Source organism: Marivirga sp. (assembly GCF_035704835.1).
In the GTDB taxonomy this organism is placed as follows: domain Bacteria; phylum Bacteroidota; class Bacteroidia; order Cytophagales; family Cyclobacteriaceae; genus Marivirga.
The window spans coordinates 1-19,777 of record NZ_DASSWQ010000068.1 but is presented as its reverse complement, the minus strand read 5'-3'; the positions used below and the strand labels follow the sequence as shown (position 1 = coordinate 19,777).

Here is a 19,777-nt window from a genome sequence, read left to right as displayed (position 1 = left end):
TTGCTATTTGAGGATAAAAGGGAGGCTATATAAAATTAAACTGTAGATGGATTTAATATGATTTTTTTGCTATCGTAAAATAAATAACCCATACAGACAATTGCAGTGGCTAAATCAGCAATAGGGAAGGCCATCCAAATACCATTAAGCTGATAGAAATTAGGTAGAATCAACAGGAGTGGTATCAAGAAAAATCCTTGTTTAGTTAAAGTAAGTAAAAGTGCAGGTAATGCTTTTCCTAACGCCTGAAAATAGGCTGCACTTATCAATTGAAAAGCAATCAGCGGAGTCATTAAAAAGGTGATTCTTAGTGCAGGTACAGTTTGATCGATTAATTCCTGATCGGTTGTAAATATGCTAACAATTTGAGGAGTGAATATCAGAATATCAGCATAAATAATCGAGGACAATAAAGTAGCTGAAATAATAGCCTTTTTTAAGGTTTGACTGACTCTTTTAAATAACTCTGCACCATAATTATACCCAATTATTGGCATGGAGCCCTGTGTGATACCGATAGCTGGTACGTTAACAAGCATCATCATTCTATTGATGATACCGTAAACGGCAATGGAGCTTTCACCTCCATATTTGTATAATGAGTTATTCAATACCAAAAATAATAAACTTACTACACCTTGTCTGGCAAAAGTAACCGATCCGATTGAGAAGATTTCACCAGTTATTTTGAAATCCAAGATAAAGTCCGATTTGCTTAATTTGAAGCCTGTTTTTCCTTTAAAGAAGAAATAGCCTGCATATCCAGCGCTAAACAAATACGAAAATGTGGTAGCCCAGGCAGCCCCTTTAATTCCCCAATCAAGAACTGCAATAAAAATAGGATCCAAAATGACGTTTACAATTGCAGGCACAATCATGACCACCATTGCTACTTTAGGATAGCCAATTGCTCTAAAAATACTATTTGACATCATGGCAAATGCCAGAACTGGAATCCCTAATAAAATAATGCTGAAATAATCGATCGTAGGTTGTAAAATATCGCCTTTGGCTCCAAAAACTTTTAGTATCGGTTCAATAAAAATCCAACAACTTAAACTGAAAAAAATACCCAGAATAATTGTTAAGGTTAGTTGATTACCGAAAGTCTTATTGGCTTTTTCAGGCTTTCCAGAACCTAAGGATCTTGAAATGATAGAAGCACCACCTATCCCAATACCCATTCCAATGGAGGAAATCAAGAAAGTGATGGGGATGACCACTGTAATAGCTGCAATACCAACAGAACCCACAAAATTCCCAACAAATATCGTATCTACTATTCCGTAAATTGATAAAGTAAGAATGCCAATTGCAGAAGGGATTGCCTGTTTCTTCAATAATTGGCTTATAGGTTTGTTTCCAAAGTCGTCTGATGTGGTCATTGAATATAGTTAATGCAGATAAACGTAACTACATTAATTATGTAATGTTGTGTATCCGTTGATGAAATTCAAAATAACTATCACGGACCACATAATGGTTCTTTTCCAGTTGGCCTGAACTAAATTTATGGCCGCAGTATGAATGTCGTTTCCTGCTTCAATCTGATTATGTAAAGGAACTGCTTGAAAAAAAGTGGAAGCCCATAATACAATAATGAGAATGCTTTGAATCAATAATATATAATTGAAACTGGTAAAGGTTAAATAGAACGTACTTCCAATCTGAAATAACATCAGAGGCATCACAACCACCGTAATCATAGCGGTGTATTTTGGATGCCATGCCGTTAAATTGGCATTTTCCATGTAAGTGAAAGAAGGGTAAATAATAAGTTGGACGAGCCAAATCAGTATGAGTAACCCAAAATCTGATAATTCTTTTAAGTTTTGCAGCATTTTATTTAAAAGTGGTGTAACTGTGTTTTGTTTATGTTAAGTCTCTGATATCTAAGGTTATGTATCTTTTAGTATACATAAACTGTTTTATAGTATTGTTATATTATGTTTAATCATTTGCATAAATATGGAGCGATTTTTATAACAAAAGTCGTGAGTTGATGTTTGACTAATATGCAAAAAAATACCCTAAATTTTGACACTCACAGAAATATTTCAGCCAAAGAGTGGGTCGTGTTCATTCACGGAGCAGGCGGAAGCACTGCAACTTGGAAATATCAATTAGAAGCTTTTAAACCTCATTATAACTTACTAATGATTGATTTAAGAGACCATGGATTGTCCAAAGATATTGCACCAGCTTCAGAACAATACGATTTTGATTTAATTACTAATGACATCAAAAAGGTATTGGATGAAAATAATATTGTCAAAGCTCATTTCATTACCTTAAGTTTTGGAAGTGTTATCATGCAAGATTTGAGTATTAAATATCCTCATTTGGTAGCAAGCGCAATTTTTGCAGGTGGGATTTTCAAAGCAAATGCCTTGATTAAGTCCTTTGTACAATTGGCTAGAGTATTCAACCTATTTTTACCCTACAGATGGATGTACGGACTGTTTTCTTATTTGCTAATGCCATACAAGAGGCACCAGAAATCCAGAAAAATTTATAGAAAACAAGCGGAGAAATTAACCCCAAAAGAATATATGAAGTGGGTTGGGCTTTATGGCGAATTCTTTAAATTATTAAATAGATTCTACGAACAGGATATCAAGTTTCCTGCCTTAGCTTTAACCGGTCAGCAAGATTACATTTTTTCCAAATCTGCGAAAGGATTTGCTGCAAAGCATAAAAATGTATTGGTTATAGAAATTAAAGGAGCAGGTCATATCTGCAATATCGACCAGCCAGAAATTTTTAATGAGCTTGCTTTATATTTTACGCATGAGCATAAATACTATCAGGTTGAAGAATTTCCTACTTTCCAAGCCCAAGCTAGCAAAGCAGGATGAATCACCAATAATCGCAACCAACCAACTATTTCAGGAACGCATAAACCTGTTTCTATGCAAGAACCAATTTGAATGAAATAGGTATGTGCAGGAATAAAAGCTAATAGCATTATAATTATTCCGTAAGAAGCATATTTTCTACTGGAATGAAATAGAATGCCTATCGCTAAAACCAATTCTGCGATTCCACTTATTATATTAATGCTTTCGGGATAGGGGAAGTAAGGTGGGATTAAGGGTATATAGAATTCAGGATTGATAAAATGGTTAAGACCTGCTATAAAATAAAAACCAGCCATCAATCTTACTGAGGCCTTACTTTCAAGATAACTTCCAATTCGTTTTAACATGAACCTCTTTTAAAATTAAGAAAAAAGGAATCCACCAAATGAAATCATTTGTAATTAAAGTATAAATAAATTCAAATGGGACGTTTCCTTGTATAAAGTTGAAAAGAAAACCTAATGGACCAAAAATTTTCCCTAAAAATCCAACCATCACAATGGGCCAATGGCGAATGGGGTGGTAAGCTGCCCACCAATAGCCCAAGCCATAAACGCCTATTACCATGCCCATTCCTTGCCAAACCATAGGATGGTTAATTTTTTCCATTCCTACTAATTCAAAAAAGTGCTGTGGGAATAAAACGACCCAGGCGCCCCACAAAATATTATAGATAGCTGCAAGTCGCAATATAAGTTGTTGATTCACTAATTTCATATTCGAAGAACTTGCCAGATTTAAAACTGTTAGAAGAAAATACAGATTAATAAATACATTTATACATAAGTTTTTTTAATTCCATTCGTTCAAACTATCTTTACAGCAAATTAACACAGTGATTTTTACGATAAACAGTTAACCATGAAATTTAAGTTTTCAATTATTTTTTCAATTCTTGTAGTAGCAATTCACTTTGAAGGTAAGGCGCAAGAAGATACCAAATTATCTGAGCAGTATCAAAATATGATTGAAAGCAGTGAGACTTTTGAGCAATACAAAGTTATTTCAATCACAAAAATTAATTCTTTTGGTGAAATAATGAATGATTCAATCAATTCACTGAAAACGAAAGTTTCTGCTGCTACCGCTGCAAGAGAGAAAGCAGAGCAAGAAAGCGATGCAGCTAAATCTCAAATGAGTGATTTACAAAATGAGCTGGAAGAAGCGCAAATTGCAGTCGATAAAATGCCTTTTTTAGGAATTCCGATGAATAAAACTACTTATAATGTAGTGATGTGGAGTATTGTAATTGTTTTAGTTGCAGCCTTAATAATTGTTTATTTCATGTTCTTAAAAAGCTTTAGATTGACTCGACAAGCGAAAAAAGATAAGGATTTGATTGACCAGGAGCTAGAAGATTTAAGACAGCGGTCTCAAGAAAAGCAAGTGAAGATTAAACGAGAATTACAAACTGCTCTGAATAAACTAGAAGAATATAAACGATAATATTTACAGTAATTCAAATTTTGAAAACCACCTTATAATGTGCATCATTGTGAGGTGGTTTTCTGTTTTGGTATAATATATTGAAAAAATCTTTTCTGATATTTCTAAAAATATTCGTTACCGTTTTGGTAATGTCATTTTTATATCAAAAAATTAGAGAAGACAAATCGGGTTTTCTAACTGCTTTCAAGCTTTTTCAGGATAATCTAATTATAATTGGAGCCGTAATTCTGCTCATGCCTTTCAACTGGTTTATGGAGGTATTGAAATGGAAGTTTTCAATTAAGCCTATTACCGAAATTTCATTGCATAAAGCTTCAATAGGGGTTTTAGCCGGAATTGCACTCGGTTTCGTAACACCACATGCAGTTGGAGATTATTTTGCAAAAGTATTTTCCTTGACTCATCACGATCGGAAAAAAGCATTGGGATTAATACTAGTTTCCAGATTGCTGCAGATGCTACCTACTGCTATTTTCGGACTACTTGCGCTCTACATTTATTCTAATGAAAATCTTTCAAAATACGATATCCCAATTTCTTTAACTTATCCTATTTTAAGCATATTAGGATTGATTTTGTTAGGGTTGTTTATTGCTTTATTCTTCAAAAGAAATCATCCTAAAATTCAAGATTATATATTGCCAGTAAGACAAATGGGATGGAAATTAGTTAGCATCTTAGCTGGTTTATCCATTTTACGATATCTAATTTTTAGTACTCAATTTTTACTTTTACTTTCGGTTTTAGGATTAAAAATTAGTTTATTTATGCAATTTATGGGTGTCGCCTTTATGTTTCTGGCTAAATCTATATTGCCAACTTTTAATTTTTTAAGTGACTTGGGAATCAGAGAATTTAGCGTAGCCTTATTTTTTGAAAGTTTGAGCGAAGACGTTGCCCCTGTAATTGCTGCAGGACTAATTTTATGGTTGATAAATATTGCACTACCAGCTTTCATTGGATTGTTTTTTATACCTAAGCTAAAATTGAAAAGCATATGATTTTTGCATTTTTTGCACTCATAATACTTTTCTATGCATTGGCTTTACTTTTTGCCACAAGTATTTGGCGGAAATTACCAGAATTAGGTGAAAGTGGTGAATTAAAATCGGTAAGTATTTTGATTCCCTTTCGTAATGAGACTGAAAATTTAAATTCCTTATTGAATAGCCTTTCGAAAGTAGATTATCCTACTGACTTGCTCAATGTTATTTTAATAAACGATCATTCTACAGATGGATTTAAGGAAATTATAAAATCTCACGAAGACCGTTTCCCATTTAAAATGATTGTTTTAAGTCTCCCAGAACAACTAAAAGGTAAAAAGTCAGCACTGAATGCAGGAATAAAACATAGTAAATCGGAAATCATTTTAACTACTGACGCGGATTGTATTTTTCCAAAAGACTGGGTTCAAAAGATGCAGGCTCCTTTTGAAATTAATCACATAGAGTTAGTGAGTGGCAGTGTTGTTTTTAGGGCTGATGGTATGCGGTCAAAACTATTCCAAATGGAATTTGCGCCATTAATAGGAGTCGGGGCAATAAGCATTGAATTGGGAAATCCGACTATGGCTAATGGAGCTAATTTAGCATTTAGAAAAACGACTTTTGAAATGCTAAATCCTTATGGAGATAATTTAAGAATTCCTTCAGGTGATGATATATTTCTGTTACAGAAGATTAAAAAGAAATTTCCGAATGGTGTTTATTTTCAGAAAGATGCTGTGGTAGAAACGCATTCACCAGATGATTTTAATTCCTTTTACCGGCAGAGGAAAAGGTGGGCTGCAAAGTGGCGCGCTTCCTCAAGTTTTATGGATAGTTTTCCAGCTTTGTTGGTCTGGCTATTTCATTTGGTTTATTTAACTGCCATTATTTACCACCTTATCTTAGGGCAATTTCTACTTATGTTGCCGGTGGTTTTGCTAAAGATATGTTCAGAAGGAATTTTTATTTCATTAATTTTAAAATCTCAGCATAAGAAATTCAATTTTTTAGCTTTTGCAACTTTACAGTTTTTGTATAGTCTGTATGTGTTAATTTTTGGTTTATTGGCTAATTTTGGAAACTACACTTGGAAAGAAAGAAAATATATTAGTAATGAACGAGCAGGAAATTGACCTTTTAGATGAATTGTATTTTGTTCAATCTTACGATGAAGTAAAATCCGCCTTAGGCTGGCAAGATAGTAATCTTCAGAAGTACTTGTTTTCATTGTATAAGAAAGAATATATCAAATTACTAATCAACCATGATGAGGAGTATGCTGGCGTCAAAAACATTAAGCAGATTCCATGGAATAGCCTATATTTTTTGGCAACCAAAAAAGGGCTGATGGAGCATAATGGTTTTTAATTTTAACTAAATTTATATGCTAGCCATCTTCAAATCAATCTCAATATTCATTTTAGCTGGAATCTGTGAAATAGGAGGGGGGTATCTAGTTTGGTTGACTTTAAAGGAAGAAAAACCTTGGTGGGTAGGAGTACTTGGTGCAATCATCTTAGTTGGATATGGAGCAGTTGCGACATGGCAAAGGGCTAATTTTGGCCAGAACACGATCATTTAATAGGTGGATTTATTGCATTAATTGGTTTGCTTATTATGATGTTCGCCCCACGTAACGGTTGAAATGAGATTATCTATTCACTTTTATTAAATCTATATCTTAAACCCATGGTTCCCGAGAAATAGGCGCCACCAGCTTCACCAAATGCTAAGTTTGGTACAAATTCCATTATAAAACCAAAATTTTGATTATCAAAAGGATAGATATTAAGACCAATAGGTAAACCTAATATTGGCGCTTGTGGGGTAAAAGGGATCAGCGATATTCCATTATAAAATTCATAAATATCTTTTTCAATCCAGTCGGCACTGAACATCAGCTTGACAGGAATGACCTCGATAAAGTTATTTGTAAATATTCTGAATTCCGCTCTGTATTTATCATTAAACTCATAGGCGTAAGAACCTTGACTACCATTAGCAGATTGATGAAAACTAACGATTGATTGAGAAAATGAAAGAAAGGGTAAAAGAATTAAGGCTGCGGAGGATATAAATTTCATATGGGTTTTAATTTATGGTTGATTCGAAATTAACAAAATATTTCAACTGAAACGTTAGTTCTAGTTGAAATATTTTGTTTTTAGTTCATTAATTATCGCAACTTCCAATAGGACTTCCAGGAGGTAGAGCTGGTATAGGAGCCACGTCATATTCCATGGGTGATTCCATAAATAGTTTGATTTGACTAACCAGCATCTGATTATTTGACTTTTTCAACTCACTATCTCTGTAATTAGATTTGGCTAATCTGGATGAAATCTTATTTAAAGTTGACATCAATTCCGCTCTTGCCAAGGGAGAAAGGTTTGCATTTTGAGTACTTTTCATCAGATGGTTAACATAAACTGCTTGAGTAGTTAGTTGAATAGCTTCGTGATAGGAATTATCAAGTTTTTCATCAAATATTGTTTTCTCGAAAATAGCCAGTGTTTGCTGAATTCCTGGGTTATTTTCATTTCTAGCATGGTATTCTACCAATCTACTTAACCTTTGAGGATGCATGACTAATTCAAAAATCATAGCTGAAGCCTGTTCTGCAGCTCCAATCGCATCAAAAGTTACACCTGTTCTGCCATCTAACAATTCTCTATTATCGTAATATCCTATTGGTCTTGGATACAAGGTATTCAACAAAGGTTCGGGTAAAGCTAAGTTTTGTGCTTTGACCGCATTAGCAAGACTTATAGCAGCTTCTATTTGCCATTCTGCTGGCAAAATACTCATTTCTTTCAAACTATCATTTCTCATTTTATAAGAATAATCTAAACCACCAATCAACTTTACAGCAGCTTCTGCCTGATAGCGATGGAGAAAATAAATTGGGATAAGAGCCTCTTGGATTTGAGCTAGTGGACGGTCATATTGAATAACATTTTCCCCGAATTTAGCAAGTGCTTTTGACCTAACGTTTAATAAATGGTTCAGCTGAACGGCTACATCTTTGCCATTGTCCCACAAATGAGCATAAGGATGAGCTCCGCCAACTGCTCTAGCATCTCTATCTGATATAAAGCTTAAGCCACGTTCATTTGCTTTCGTCAAAATGCTATTCAAATATTCTTCTTCATTTGCACCAGCGGGAATTTCCTCATATCCGTATCGGATAGCATATTTGTCCCAAAGCCCAATGTTTTCAGCATAAGCATTTTCTATGCTGATATTTCCCTTTTCATCTAATTCTATATTCGGGTGGGGATAATCCATCACGGAAGCATCATCTTCTGTACTTGACGTGAAAGAGTGAGCCAATCCAATAGTATGACCAATTTCATGAGCAGATAATTGTCTTAATCGCCCTAAAGCCATTTCCTGCATGGCATTATTTTCCCCAGTCATATCGTAAGAAGCTAGCAGACCTTCGGCAATTAGAAAATCTTGTCTTACGCGTAATGAGCCCAAACTCACATGACCTTTTATAATTTCACCCGTTCTTGGGTCGGTTACGCTGGCTCCATAACTCCATCCTCTAGAGGATCGGTGGATCCATTGAATGACGTTGTATCGAATATCTAAAGGGTCAGCATCTTCAGGCAACATCTCTACTTGGAAAGCATTTTCATATCCTGCTGCTTCAAAAGCTTGATTCCACCACTTTGCACCATCTAGTAAAGCGGATCGAATGGGTTCTGGAGTTCCTGAGTCTAAATAGTAAATGATGGGTTCTACAGCCTCACTTTTCTCTGCTCCTGGATTCTTCTTTTGTAATCTATGGCGGTTAATTAATCTTTTATTGATATCTTCATCTATAGGAACCGCATAATCTTTGTACGTGGTGCTAAAATAACCTGCTCTCGGGTCAAATTTTCTAGTTTCGAAATCCTCATCAGGTAGCTGTACAAAAGAATGATGCTGGCGAACCGTAATATTATCTGCATCAGGACTTACAGCATAAATTTCTCTTCCTTTTGCTTCCCCTTTAAAGGAAATCCAAAAATCTAATTCGGTGTTCTCTGGAAAATTTCTGGAACCTTCCATATTAAAAGCAGAACGACTTTTATCTAAATTATAAGAACCTTCATTGGCTTGTCGTAATCTTTGGCTTACTCCATGCGTATCTTTAATGAAAAAGTCCGTGGCATCTACTAAATAAGACCAGTCATTGGAAGCTTCAATCTCAAAGCCATGGATAATTGAATGTGCGAATGCGTCTTTCACTGCTTTTTTCTCCGCTTCGTTATCGGAATAAGCTCTGAATTTATAATTCGGCTCAAATACCATTATTTTATTGCCGATTTTATCGAATTTAATGATTTTGCTATTGCCGATTTGTCCTCTGTCTAATCCGATATCATTGGAACCTAATCCCGCGGATAGATAACTTACATAGATAAGTTCCTCATCTAATTTATCGATTTCTAAATAGATTTTGCCGTTCTCTGCATCCCAATAGTAATTCAAAAATCCGCTAAATTTTTCTTTACCAGAAATCAATTTATCAAATTCAGATAACTGGGGTTCAGTTTGTTTATTGGTTTTAAACACATTACAGGAAACTGCAAACAATAAAATGACAATATAGAAATAGTGCTTCATGATGATTTTTAGAAATTTTTTCTAAGGTAAAAAATTATCTCAAAAGATTTAGATGGAATTTGGTAGAAGGTTAATTATTAAAATAAATTGACTAGTCGTCATGCTCCTGTCAAAAAGCATTATTCTCCATTCCTTATGCTCTATCTTCCTTTTCTCGATTCTAATACTTAACTTCACACTTCTATAATGGAAACTGCAATAAACACATCGAACCGATACGAACTTAAAGAATTAGAACTTAATTCTCTGCTTGAAATTACCCAAGCGATAAATGAGAATTTGCCGGAAAATTCATTATATAAAATCTATAATTTCACGTTAAGAGCTAATCTTAAGCTAGGCAAACTGATGCTATTAGTTCACGAAAAGAATAATTGGGAGCTAAAATTATCTTTTGGAACTCAAAAAGACTATGCTGATGTAGATGATAGTACTAATGAATTGGTTAAAAAACAGAAAATTCTATTTAATGCTGATTTAGTAGGTTCTGCTTTCTCGGAATTCGAAGTAGCGATTCCCGTTTTCCATAAAGATGAACTTTTAGCAATCGTATTTTTAGGAGGTGTTACCAACGCAGAAGAAAAGGAGTTAATAGAAAACCATTTAAATTTTATTCAAGCGCTTACCAATATTATCATGGTGGCTATTGAAAATAAGAAAATGGCAAGAGCAAGACTTGAGCAAGAGGTTTATGCCAAGGAAATGGAAATTGCCAAAAAGGTTCAGCAACTACTCTTCCCCAAATCGCTACCCGAGAATAATAACTTTAGTATAGATGCTCATTATTCTCCACATCATACAGTTGGCGGAGATTATTACGATTGGCTTTCTATTGATGAGCATCGAAAAATTGTTTGCATAGCTGACGTTTCAGGAAAAGGAGTTCCCGCAGCATTATTAATGTCTAATTTCCAGGCTTCTTTAAGGACGCTATTAAGGAAAACCACAAACTTAGAGGAAGTAATTCATGATGTAAATCATCAGGTGTTTGAAAGTGCTAATGGGGAAAACTTCATTACTTTTTTCATTGCTTTAATTGACTTGAAGAAAAAAGAGCTGACCTATGTAAATGCAGGGCATAATCCACCTTTTTTGATGTTAGCAAATGGACAGATTGAAAAACTCGATAAAGGAACCTTAGTATTAGGTGCTTTAAAAGAGATTCCATTCCTTGAAATTGGAAAGACTAAAATTAAGAATACTCAAACTCTATTGCTTTATACCGATGGATTAACAGAAGCCTTTAACGAACAGGAGGAAGAGTTTGGACCCGAACGAGTGATTGATATCCTCAATAACAATAATACAGTAAAACCTAGTTTATTATTATCTAAGATATTGGATTCTATAGATGGATTTATCGGTAATCGTCCATTATCAGATGATATCACCTTATTGGCCTGTCAATTTCATGTCTGATTGGGCATTTTATAGAACTCCTCGAATTATACAGCACTTATTTCCTTCATTTATATGGAGCATTAATACGAATGAAAAGGTAATCTACCCAACTTTTGATGATGGTCCAATTCCTGGATTGACACCTCTAATTTTACAAATTTTAAATGATTTTGAGGCAAAGGGAACCTTCTTTTGCGTAGGAGATAACATTCAAAAGTATCCGGAATTATTTAAATCAATCGTGAAGAGTGGGCATGCTGTTGGAAACCACACTTTTAATCATTTAAAGGCCTGGAAAACTGATAATGATGAGTATGTCAACAATGTTTCCCTGTGTCATCTTGAAATAGAAAAACATTTCACTCAGGATAAAAAGCTTTTTAGATTCCCATATGGTCAATTTAATCTAAATATTGCTCAACGACTTAAGAAGGATGGATTTGAACTTGTTATGTGGGATGTGCTTTCAAAGGATTATAATCCTAATATTTCAGCAAATAAAATTCTTCAAAAAAGCATTGAAAAATCAAAGCACGGTAGTATTATAGTTTTTCACGATAATTTAAAAGCAAAAGATAAAATATTACAATTCCTACCTTTGTATCTCAAGTATTTTTCCGATATTGGATTTAAATTTAAAAAACTATGACCTATCTATATTTAGGCCTTTTGACGATTATTTTAGCAGTAATCATCGTGGACTTAATATTATGGATGGCGTGGAAACCAAAAGCTGAGAACCCAAATCCTTACGAAGGTGAATTGCCTTTTATTTCCATTCTGATGGCTGTCCGTGATGAAGTCCATACTGTTAATCTTGCCTTAAACTCACTACAACAGCTCGATTATCCCAGTGATAAATATGAAGTACTTATGGGAGATGATGGTTCCTCCGATGGTAGTTCCAAAATAATGCAAGAATGGGATAAAGAAGAGAACAATTTCTTTTATATTCCTATTCACGAAAAAGTAGCACATCTGGATGCCAAAGCTAATGTGTTGGAGCAATTAGCAGAAAAAGCAAAAGGTGAATTTATGATGATTACGGATGCTGATGTAGAAGTGCCTCCAAGCTGGCTTAAAAAACAGTTGGCTTGTTGGAAAGAAGGTTCAGGAATTCAAAGTGGATTTACGATCATCAAGGCACAAGATTTCATGTCTAGTATGCAAATGATTGATTGGAGCCTGGCATTAGGGATGGTGAAAATTGTAAGCGGTTGGAAAGTGCCTGTAACAGCGGTGGGTAACAATATGATGATAAGTAAAGAAGCTTATAATAAAGTAGGTGGTTATAAAAACATTCCATTTTCGGTTACAGAAGATTTTGCTTTGTTTCAAGCGGTGGCTAAGGAAGGATATCAATATCAACAATTAGCCAATGAGGAGAGTCTGGTAAAAACCTTTGCCATCAGAGGATTTTGGAATCTCATGAATCAACGTAAACGATGGATGAGTGGAGCACTCCAATTGCCTCCTTTTATGATAGCATTGTTAGTCTTTCAGGCATTTTATTATCCCGCTATGATTGCGATGTTATTTATCAACCCATTTGTAGCAATTCCACTATTTGGATTGAAAATCACTTTGCAAAGCTTATTTATTAATAAAATTTTAGAAAGACTTAATCAATATGTTCCTTTAGGGAATCTTTTTATATTTGAATTCTATAGTGGCTTTATTTCTATTGTACTTCTTTTCTTTTATGTCTTACCTTTGCCCGTCAAATGGAAAGGAAGAAAATTTGCTAAAGGATGATTGAAACACATGCACATTTATACGCTCCAGAGTTTGATGAAGACAGAGCGGAAATGATTGAAAGGGCAGAAGAGGCTGGCGTTGAAAGATTTTATATGCCCAATATTGACCATGAATCTATTGACCCTATGATGGAAGTGGAGAATGAATTCTCTAACACCATAGCCACTATGGGCATCCATCCATGCCATGTTCAAAAATATTTTGAAAAGCAGTTGTACGAAGTAGAAGACTGGTTAAATAAAAGGAAATTTGTAGCAGTAGGAGAGATTGGGCTTGATTTCTATTGGGATAAAAGCTTAATGAAAGAACAAAAAGAAGCCTTACGAATTCAAATTGCTTTAGCTAAAAAGCATCAAATCCCCATTATTTTACATTGCAGAGATTCTTTTGAAGAAACTTATGAGATCGTGAAAGAAATGAAAGATGATTCCCTGAAAGGAGTTTTTCATTGTTTCTCTGGAACAGCAGAAGATGCACAAAAAGTAATTGACTTAGGATTTCATCTGGGAATAGGAGGAGTTGTTACCTTTAAAAATGGTGGTTTAGCTGAGCATATTCCTGATATTGATATCAACCGAATGGTTTTGGAAACGGATGCTCCCTATTTAGCACCTGCACCAAAGCGAGGTAAAAGAAATGAACCCGCCTTGTTAGATTTGATTGCTCAAAAAATTGCGGATTTAAAGCAAATGCCTAAAGAAGAACTAGTTTCCATTACCTCAACTAATGCAAAAGCATTATTTTCTTAAATGAATAAGCCTTACGAATTAATTCATATTGAAACAGCCACTCCCAAAGCACCCGAAAGTGCGGTTATGATTATTTATACGGGGGGTACTTTAGGAATGGTCTACGATGAAGACCAATCACTTATTCCATTCAACTTTCAAAATATTTTGAATGAGGTTCCATCACTAAGAAATTTTAATTTAAAGATAACGGTGGCTTCCTTTAATAAGCTGATAGATTCCTCTAATGTAAATCCGCAACACTGGGACGATATCGCTGGATTAGTGGAAGACAATTATGATGAATACGATGGATTTATTGTTATTCACGGGACGGATACTATGGCTTATACTGCTTCGGCTATAAGTTTCATGTTAGCAGGATTAAATAAACCTGTAATTTTTACGGGTGCACAATTGCCAATAGGCGCTGCAAGATCGGATGCCAGAGAAAATTTAATTACTGCGATTGAAATAGCCAGTCAGAAGTTAAATCATAGACCGATTGTGTCAGAGGTATGTATTTATTTTGATAATATTTTATTAAGGGCAAATCGCTCCAAAAAAGTAGAAAGCGTGCAGTTTGATGCTTTTCAAAGTGAAAATTATCCGGTTTTGGCTGAAGCAGGAGTAATTATAGAATATAATTTTTCTGCCTTGAGGCCATTTCAATCTGATTCAGAGCTAAAAGTCAGAAAGAATATTCAGCAAGAAGTGGCCATATTGAAAGTTTTTCCAGGTATTTCAAAAGCTTTTGTAGAAGGAATTTTATCGATTAAAGGCTTGAGGGGCATAGTGATAGAAACTTATGGTTCTGGAAATGCCCCTACCGAAAAATGGTTTATTGAAGCGTTACAAACCGCAATTGATAAAGGAATACTTATTTTAAACGTTTCTCAATGCATGGGAGGGAAGGTAATTCAAGGCCGATATCAGACTAGTAAAGATTTACAATCCATTGGTGTAATAAGTGGAAGTGATATTACTACAGAGGCGGCCATTACCAAAATGATGTATGTATTGAGTCATGCACATTCCAAAGAAATGCAAGTAAATTATTTAATAAAACCGCTAAGAGGAGAAATGGAATAATAAAAAACTCTGTAATTACATAGAATAATACAGTTATTAACTGTAATCCTTCTATTTGCAATTGAATTGCGTATTAATATTGGATTTATATTTACCATTTGGCAAAATGGGCTTGCATGAAGAATAAATTATTAATTTATTTGTGCACGTTTGAAAAGAGTTCAATCGATAAATGAATATTTACAGATAAAGGAGAGGTGCCAGAGTGGCCGATCGGGCTCGCTTGGAAAGCGAGTGTACCTTTGCGGGTACCGAGGGTTCGAATCCCTCCTTCTCCGCATTTTTGTCCAATTATTTATTAAATTATACCTTTAAATATTAAATATTAAGGTGTAGACGTAAAGAATTGCTAAAAATATTTTCTGTTTGTGGATATTTGTGTAAAATTGAGCTTAGTTTTTCACTTAACTAAAAATACATTAACTAAAAAAGAAAATTACAAACAACTTAACTATGAAAAAGCTATTTGTTTTAATGATGATGACCGGAGCTTTAGCATTCGGTTTCAATGGCAATGCAATTGCTCAGGATGATGAGATGCAAGGTGATTCAACCGAAATGTCGAATGATTCTACTGAAGCAGTAGATTCAGCAGCGGCAGGAGAGGAAGACACCTTAGCAACAATGATTGTAGAGGAAGAAGAAATTGTTGAAGAGCAAGGCTTCCACCAGGTAGTCAAAGAAAAATTTATTGAAGGTGGATGGGAGTTCATGTCTGTGATATTGATTTGTTTAATTTTAGGATTAGCTATTTCTATAGAAAGAATTATCACTTTGAATCTTGCTACTACTAATAATAACAAATTATTGGCTAATGTGGAAGATGCATTAAGTCAAGGTGGTGTTGAAGCTGCAAAAGAAGTAACTAAAAACACTAGAGGTCCAGTTGCATCAATTTTTACTCAAGGTTTGATGAGAATGTCGGAAGGTATTGAAATGGTTGAAAAATCAGTTATTTCATACGGTTCTGTTGAGATGGGGCGTTTAGAAAGAGGTTTGGTTTGGATATCATTATTCATCGCTCTTGCACCAATGTTAGGTTTCATGGGAACTGTAATTGGTATGATTGAAGCATTTGATGCAATTCAAGAAGCGGGCGATATTTCTCCTTCATTGGTTGCGGGTGGTATTAAAGTTGCCCTTTTAACAACTGTTGCTGGTTTGATTGTGGCTGTTATCTTACAATTATTTTACAACTATTGCGTTTCTAAAGTAGATTCATTGGTAAACCAAATGGAAGATGCTTCAATTGCTTTAGTTGATATCTTGGTAAAGCACAAGCTTACTAAGTAAGTTTTAACCTTAAAAAATTTACTAAATGGAAGATATAGGAGTAAACATAATGTTGTATGCAGCTTATGTGTTAGTACTAGTAGCAGTTATAGGAGCGATTGTATTACCATTAATAGCAGCAATAAGTAACCCTAAAAGTTTATTGAAGTCAGTTTTAGGAGTTGCATTGATTGGAATAATTTACCTAATCGGTTGGGCACTCTCAGGCGATGAAGTAACTGCTAAATATATTGCATTTGATATTACAAGTACCTCATCAAAAGTGATAGGTGGTGTTTTAATAACTACTTATATATTGATGGTATTTGCTGTAATATCAATCGTAGTTTCTGAATTAAGCAAAATTATAAGATAATGGCTAGAAAGAAAGAGAGAGCAAAAGCAGAAGTGAATACTGGTTCAATGGCCGACATTGCATTTCTATTGTTAATATTCTTTCTTGTAACTACCACTATTGCATCAGATAAAGGACTTACTTTAACATTACCCCCTGAGCCGGATGATGCGGAGCAGGTCGATGTAAAGATTAAAGATAGGAATCTTTTTAAAGTAGCCATCAACTCTGCAGACCGTCTCTTAGTGGAAGGTGAGCGTTTGGATGATTACACTGAGATTAAGGATATGTTGATTGAACATATTTTAAATCCTAGTAATAATCCAGAATTATCTGAGAGTCCACAAGATGCAATCGTTTCCTTTAAAACAGATAGAGGAACAAGTTATGAGATTTATATTAACGTGCTGGATCAATTGCAAGGTGCTTACTATCAGATTTATGCTGATAGAGCAGGTATTTCAGTTGACGAATACAGATCGTTAAATTTAAATAATCCAAAGGAACAAGCCCTTTATGATAAAGGTAAAAAAGATATTCCAATGGCGATTTCAATTGCGGAACCAACTAATATAGGAGGATAAGTTATGTCAAAGTTTAAAAAGAAAAGCAATGCGAGTCAGGAAATTCCGACCTCAGCATTACCGGATATTATCTTTATGCTCCTGTTTTTTTTCATGGTGACAACGGTATTAAGGGAAACTGATATAATGGTGGAACAAACAATACCAAAAGCCGAGCAATTGAAAAAGATAGAAAGGAAATCTTTGGTTAAATATCTTTATATTGGTAAACCTAAACAAACAGAAAAGTTTGGGGGTGAAGCTAAAATACAAGCAAATGATGTGTTTATTGAACCAAGAGATATTCTTTTATGGGTTGCAAGAGAAAAAGATAAATTAGCAGAAGCTGAAAGAGATAAAATAACCATTGCCATGAAAGTGGATAGCGAAGCGAAAATGGGTATCATTACTGATGTTCAGCAGCAATTAAGAAAAGCAAATGCTCGTAAGTTGATGTATAATACACTAAAACTTACAAAAGATAATTAAAAGAGTTAGGCATTTATATTTTCATATAATCATTAAGTTAAACCTCATTTCAAAATTTTGGAATGAGGTTTTTTTATACTATTTCGGATAATCACAACATTCATCTATCGTGAAAATTAATAATGCTAAAACCATAAATGCATGGTGCATGTATGACTGGGCAAACTCAGTTTATGCTATAGTAATTAAGTCATCAATATTTCCTGTATTCTATAATACAGCAACTCAAAATACTTTCAATGGTGAGCTTGTTGATTTTTTCGGTTTTCAATTAGTAAATACTGCATTATACTCTTTTGCCATTTCATTTAGTTTCTTAATGGTGGCCATAATTTCTCCATTATTGTCCGGAATTGCCGACTATTCTTCTAATAAAAAAGGGTTTATGCAGTTCTTTACCTATTTAGGATCAAGCAATAATTCTGGGGATTTAGGATTGAAGAATTAACTTTGTCAAAAAAAGACAAAGTGGATCAGAGTTTAATTGAGTTGTTTTTGCCAGAAGGGATTCTCGAATATTTCCGGGTTACTTCAGTTAAAAAGAAAGAAGATAGTTTTCAAATCAGTTTAGAGGAGAAGAACATTACACCAGATGAGTATAGTGGGCAAAAGTTATTGTCTAAAGGTTTTTATGATGTGATTACCGTTCAGGATTTCCCCTGACTTCCGCACTCATTTTTGAATAATTTCATAAGTTAGTGATATACAGAGATTAAGGTGTTTTTGATTTGGTATTTTGGGTGTTAATTTTATTGAATATCTTTGGTTTCTATGTTTTTACGCAAACTCAAATCGAAGAATGGTAAGACCTATTTTCAGGTAGTTGATAAGAGTTCAGGCAGCTATAAGGTAATTAAGAGTTTTGGAGGAAGCGATGAGAAGAAGAGATTACATGAATTAGAATTACAGGCAAAGAGCTGGATTCAGAGATCAACAGGAATGCAAGAACTTGATTTTAGCAATAGTGATCAAGTTATTGAGCAGGTTCTTGGATCTATTGATAAGATGAAGCGTGTGGGCTTTGACTATCTTTTAGGACAAATATTTCACGATATAGGTTTTAGCAAAGTCAAGGATGAGTATTTTAAGCATTTGGTTATAGGTAGGATTGCTTATCCGAAAAGCAAGCTAAAAACCACAGAATACTTGCTGCGATACCACCACATTGATTGGGATGAGGATCAAGTATACCGATATCTTGATAAGCTCTACTCTACACAAAAGGAAATTGTCCAGCAGATTAGTTATGATCATACGTTAAAGGTTCTAGATCATAATATCAGTGTCGTATTTTATGATGTTACCACTGTTTACTTTGAAATAGATCAAGAAGATGAACTGAGAAAGACGGGTTTCTCAAAAGAAGGTAAACATCAACATCCCCAAATTGTACTTGGTTTATTGGTCAGCAAAAATGGCTATCCCTTAGCCTATGAAATTTTTGAGGGTAATAAATTTGAGGGCCATACCATGTTACCTGTAGTTGATGCCTTCAAACAGAAGTACAACCTCAATCAATTGATAATTGTGGCTGATTCTGGACTTCTCTCAAACACCAACATTGAGGAGCTCCAGCAAAAGGGTTATGAGTTTATATTGGGAGCTAGGATAAAGACCGAAAAGGATAGTATCAAAAAGAAAATCCTAGCACTTAATCTTTCAAACGGACAAAGTGCGGTCATAAATAAAGGTGCTATAAAGTTGATTATCACCTATTCTGATGACAGGGCTAAGAAAGATCGTTATAATCGAGAAAAAGGGCTTAGAAGACTTGAAAAACAGTTAAAGAGCGGTAAACTCACCAAATCAAACATTAACAATCGAGGCTACAACAAGTTCTTGAAACTTGAAGGGGAAATCAACATCTTTATTGACCAAGAAAAACTAGAGAATGATTGTAAATGGGATGGTCTAAAAGGCTATGTTTCAAATGCTAAAATGAACAAAAGCGAAATCATTGAAAACTATCAACACCTATGGCAAATTGAGAAGGCGTTTAGAATCGCAAAATCAGATCTTAAAATCCGACCTGTTTACCACAGGTTACAAAGAAGAATTGAAGCCCACATTTGTATCTCGTTTGTTGCATATAAGGTTTATAAAGAACTGGAAAGGCAATTGATGCAGAAAAAAGCAACTATCAGCCCGAATACAGCTATAGAGATAGCTGAAAATATATTTGAAATACAGGCTATAATGCCTG

Annotated in this window: 24 protein-coding genes and 1 tRNA gene; 19 read left to right on the top strand and 6 right to left on the bottom strand. The window is 34.4% G+C overall.

Going from position 1 to position 19,777, the window contains the following annotated elements; all coding sequences use genetic code 11:
- Positions 1 to 35 precede the first annotated feature (35 nt).
- Together VFM92_RS10940 and VFM92_RS10935 are read right to left on the bottom strand one after the other, a co-directional pair.
- A complete protein-coding gene (locus tag VFM92_RS10940) occupies positions 36 to 1,385 on the bottom strand; it encodes an MATE family efflux transporter (protein ID WP_325122261.1) in 1,350 nt (449 codons plus the stop codon).
- Between the two features lie 33 nt (positions 1,386 to 1,418).
- Positions 1,419 to 1,841, bottom strand: a complete 423-nt coding sequence (locus VFM92_RS10935; RefSeq protein WP_325122260.1) for a hypothetical protein — start codon at positions 1,839 to 1,841, stop codon at positions 1,419 to 1,421.
- Between the two features lie 174 nt (positions 1,842 to 2,015).
- Between VFM92_RS10935 and VFM92_RS10930 the strand changes: the two genes are divergently transcribed.
- Positions 2,016 to 2,858 carry an alpha/beta hydrolase gene (locus tag VFM92_RS10930; protein WP_325122259.1) on the top strand — a complete coding sequence of 281 codons (843 nt, stop codon included), beginning with the start codon at positions 2,016 to 2,018 and terminating at the stop codon, positions 2,856 to 2,858.
- Here VFM92_RS10930 and VFM92_RS10925 read toward each other — a convergent pair.
- Positions 2,807 to 3,208: a hypothetical protein gene (locus VFM92_RS10925; RefSeq protein ID WP_325122258.1), complete on the bottom strand. Its 402-nt coding sequence runs from the start codon at positions 3,206 to 3,208 to the stop codon at positions 2,807 to 2,809. The genes VFM92_RS10930 and VFM92_RS10925 overlap by 52 nt on opposite strands.
- Entirely contained in the window at positions 3,180 to 3,578 is a 399-nt protein-coding gene (locus tag VFM92_RS10920) for an alkyl hydroperoxide reductase (RefSeq protein ID WP_325122257.1), read from the bottom strand. The genes VFM92_RS10925 and VFM92_RS10920 overlap by 29 nt, the downstream gene beginning before the upstream one ends.
- Before the next feature lie 144 nt (positions 3,579 to 3,722).
- Between VFM92_RS10920 and VFM92_RS10915 the strand changes: the two genes are divergently transcribed.
- The 5 genes from VFM92_RS10915 (at position 3,723) to VFM92_RS10895 (ending at position 6,881) form a co-directional block, all read left to right on the top strand.
- The gene (locus VFM92_RS10915) at positions 3,723 to 4,307 is read left to right on the top strand and encodes a hypothetical protein (RefSeq protein WP_325122256.1); all 585 of its coding nucleotides are present in this window, start codon (positions 3,723 to 3,725) and stop codon (positions 4,305 to 4,307) included.
- Positions 4,308 to 4,387: 80 nt separating this feature from the next.
- Positions 4,388 to 5,311: a lysylphosphatidylglycerol synthase domain-containing protein gene (locus VFM92_RS10910; protein ID WP_325122255.1), complete on the top strand. Its 924-nt coding sequence runs from the start codon at positions 4,388 to 4,390 to the stop codon at positions 5,309 to 5,311.
- Positions 5,308 to 6,432, top strand: a complete 1,125-nt coding sequence (locus VFM92_RS10905; RefSeq protein ID WP_325122254.1) for a glycosyltransferase — start codon at positions 5,308 to 5,310, stop codon at positions 6,430 to 6,432. The genes VFM92_RS10910 and VFM92_RS10905 overlap by 4 nt, the downstream gene beginning before the upstream one ends.
- Positions 6,413 to 6,667: a hypothetical protein gene (locus tag VFM92_RS10900; RefSeq protein ID WP_325122253.1), complete on the top strand. Its 255-nt coding sequence runs from the start codon at positions 6,413 to 6,415 to the stop codon at positions 6,665 to 6,667. The genes VFM92_RS10905 and VFM92_RS10900 overlap by 20 nt, the downstream gene beginning before the upstream one ends.
- Positions 6,668 to 6,683: 16 nt before the next feature.
- Positions 6,684 to 6,881, top strand: coding sequence for a hypothetical protein (locus tag VFM92_RS10895; RefSeq protein WP_325122252.1), 198 nt, complete (start codon positions 6,684 to 6,686; stop codon positions 6,879 to 6,881).
- A gap of 73 nt (positions 6,882 to 6,954) precedes the next feature.
- On the opposite strand, the gene VFM92_RS10890 is transcribed toward VFM92_RS10895, so the two are convergent.
- Both VFM92_RS10890 and VFM92_RS10885 read right to left on the bottom strand, forming a co-directional pair.
- On the bottom strand, positions 6,955 to 7,383 hold the full coding sequence (locus tag VFM92_RS10890; RefSeq protein ID WP_325122251.1) for a hypothetical protein: 429 nt from the start codon (positions 7,381 to 7,383) through the stop codon (positions 6,955 to 6,957).
- An 88-nt stretch (positions 7,384 to 7,471) separates the two neighbouring features.
- On the bottom strand, positions 7,472 to 9,916 hold the full coding sequence (locus VFM92_RS10885; RefSeq protein WP_325122250.1) for a zinc-dependent metalloprotease: 2,445 nt from the start codon (positions 9,914 to 9,916) through the stop codon (positions 7,472 to 7,474).
- Between the two features lie 186 nt (positions 9,917 to 10,102).
- On the opposite strand from VFM92_RS10885, the gene VFM92_RS10880 reads away from it, so the two are divergent.
- The 13 genes from VFM92_RS10880 to VFM92_RS10820 all read left to right on the top strand — a co-directional run.
- Complete coding sequence (locus tag VFM92_RS10880) at positions 10,103 to 11,335, top strand: PP2C family protein-serine/threonine phosphatase (RefSeq protein ID WP_325122249.1); 1,233 nt, start codon at positions 10,103 to 10,105, stop codon at positions 11,333 to 11,335.
- Positions 11,328 to 11,966 (top strand): polysaccharide deacetylase family protein, encoded by a 639-nt coding sequence (locus VFM92_RS10875; RefSeq protein ID WP_325122248.1) that lies wholly within the window; start codon positions 11,328 to 11,330, stop codon positions 11,964 to 11,966. The genes VFM92_RS10880 and VFM92_RS10875 overlap by 8 nt, the downstream gene beginning before the upstream one ends.
- Complete coding sequence (locus VFM92_RS10870) at positions 11,963 to 13,072, top strand: glycosyltransferase family 2 protein (RefSeq protein WP_325122247.1); 1,110 nt, start codon at positions 11,963 to 11,965, stop codon at positions 13,070 to 13,072. Before VFM92_RS10875 ends, VFM92_RS10870 begins: the two co-directional genes overlap by 4 nt.
- Entirely contained in the window at positions 13,069 to 13,824 is a 756-nt protein-coding gene (locus VFM92_RS10865; RefSeq protein WP_325122246.1) for a TatD family hydrolase, read from the top strand. The genes VFM92_RS10870 and VFM92_RS10865 overlap by 4 nt, the downstream gene beginning before the upstream one ends.
- Entirely contained in the window at positions 13,825 to 14,895 is a 1,071-nt protein-coding gene (locus VFM92_RS10860) for an asparaginase (protein WP_325122245.1), read from the top strand.
- Positions 14,896 to 15,086: 191 nt separating this feature from the next.
- A tRNA-Ser gene (locus VFM92_RS10855) sits at positions 15,087 to 15,173 on the top strand.
- A gap of 175 nt (positions 15,174 to 15,348) precedes the next feature.
- Positions 15,349 to 16,188: a MotA/TolQ/ExbB proton channel family protein gene (locus tag VFM92_RS10850; RefSeq protein ID WP_325122244.1), complete on the top strand. Its 840-nt coding sequence runs from the start codon at positions 15,349 to 15,351 to the stop codon at positions 16,186 to 16,188.
- Positions 16,189 to 16,213: 25 nt separating this feature from the next.
- A complete protein-coding gene (locus VFM92_RS10845; RefSeq protein WP_325122243.1) occupies positions 16,214 to 16,543 on the top strand; it encodes a hypothetical protein in 330 nt (109 codons plus the stop codon).
- Entirely contained in the window at positions 16,543 to 17,106 is a 564-nt protein-coding gene (locus VFM92_RS10840) for a biopolymer transporter ExbD (RefSeq protein WP_325122242.1), read from the top strand. Before VFM92_RS10845 ends, VFM92_RS10840 begins: the two co-directional genes overlap by 1 nt.
- A gap of 3 nt (positions 17,107 to 17,109) precedes the next feature.
- Positions 17,110 to 17,574 (top strand): ExbD/TolR family protein, encoded by a 465-nt coding sequence (locus tag VFM92_RS10835; RefSeq protein WP_325122241.1) that lies wholly within the window; start codon positions 17,110 to 17,112, stop codon positions 17,572 to 17,574.
- 109 nt (positions 17,575 to 17,683) lie between these two features.
- Positions 17,684 to 18,022, top strand: a complete 339-nt coding sequence (locus tag VFM92_RS10830; RefSeq protein ID WP_325122240.1) for an MFS transporter — start codon at positions 17,684 to 17,686, stop codon at positions 18,020 to 18,022.
- A 2-nt stretch (positions 18,023 to 18,024) separates the two neighbouring features.
- Positions 18,025 to 18,237: an ISAon1 family transposase N-terminal region protein gene (locus VFM92_RS10825; protein ID WP_325122239.1), complete on the top strand. Its 213-nt coding sequence runs from the start codon at positions 18,025 to 18,027 to the stop codon at positions 18,235 to 18,237.
- Between the two features lie 108 nt (positions 18,238 to 18,345).
- On the top strand, positions 18,346 to 19,777 hold a 1,432-nt coding region (locus tag VFM92_RS10820; RefSeq protein ID WP_325122238.1), incomplete at its 3' end, for an IS1634 family transposase.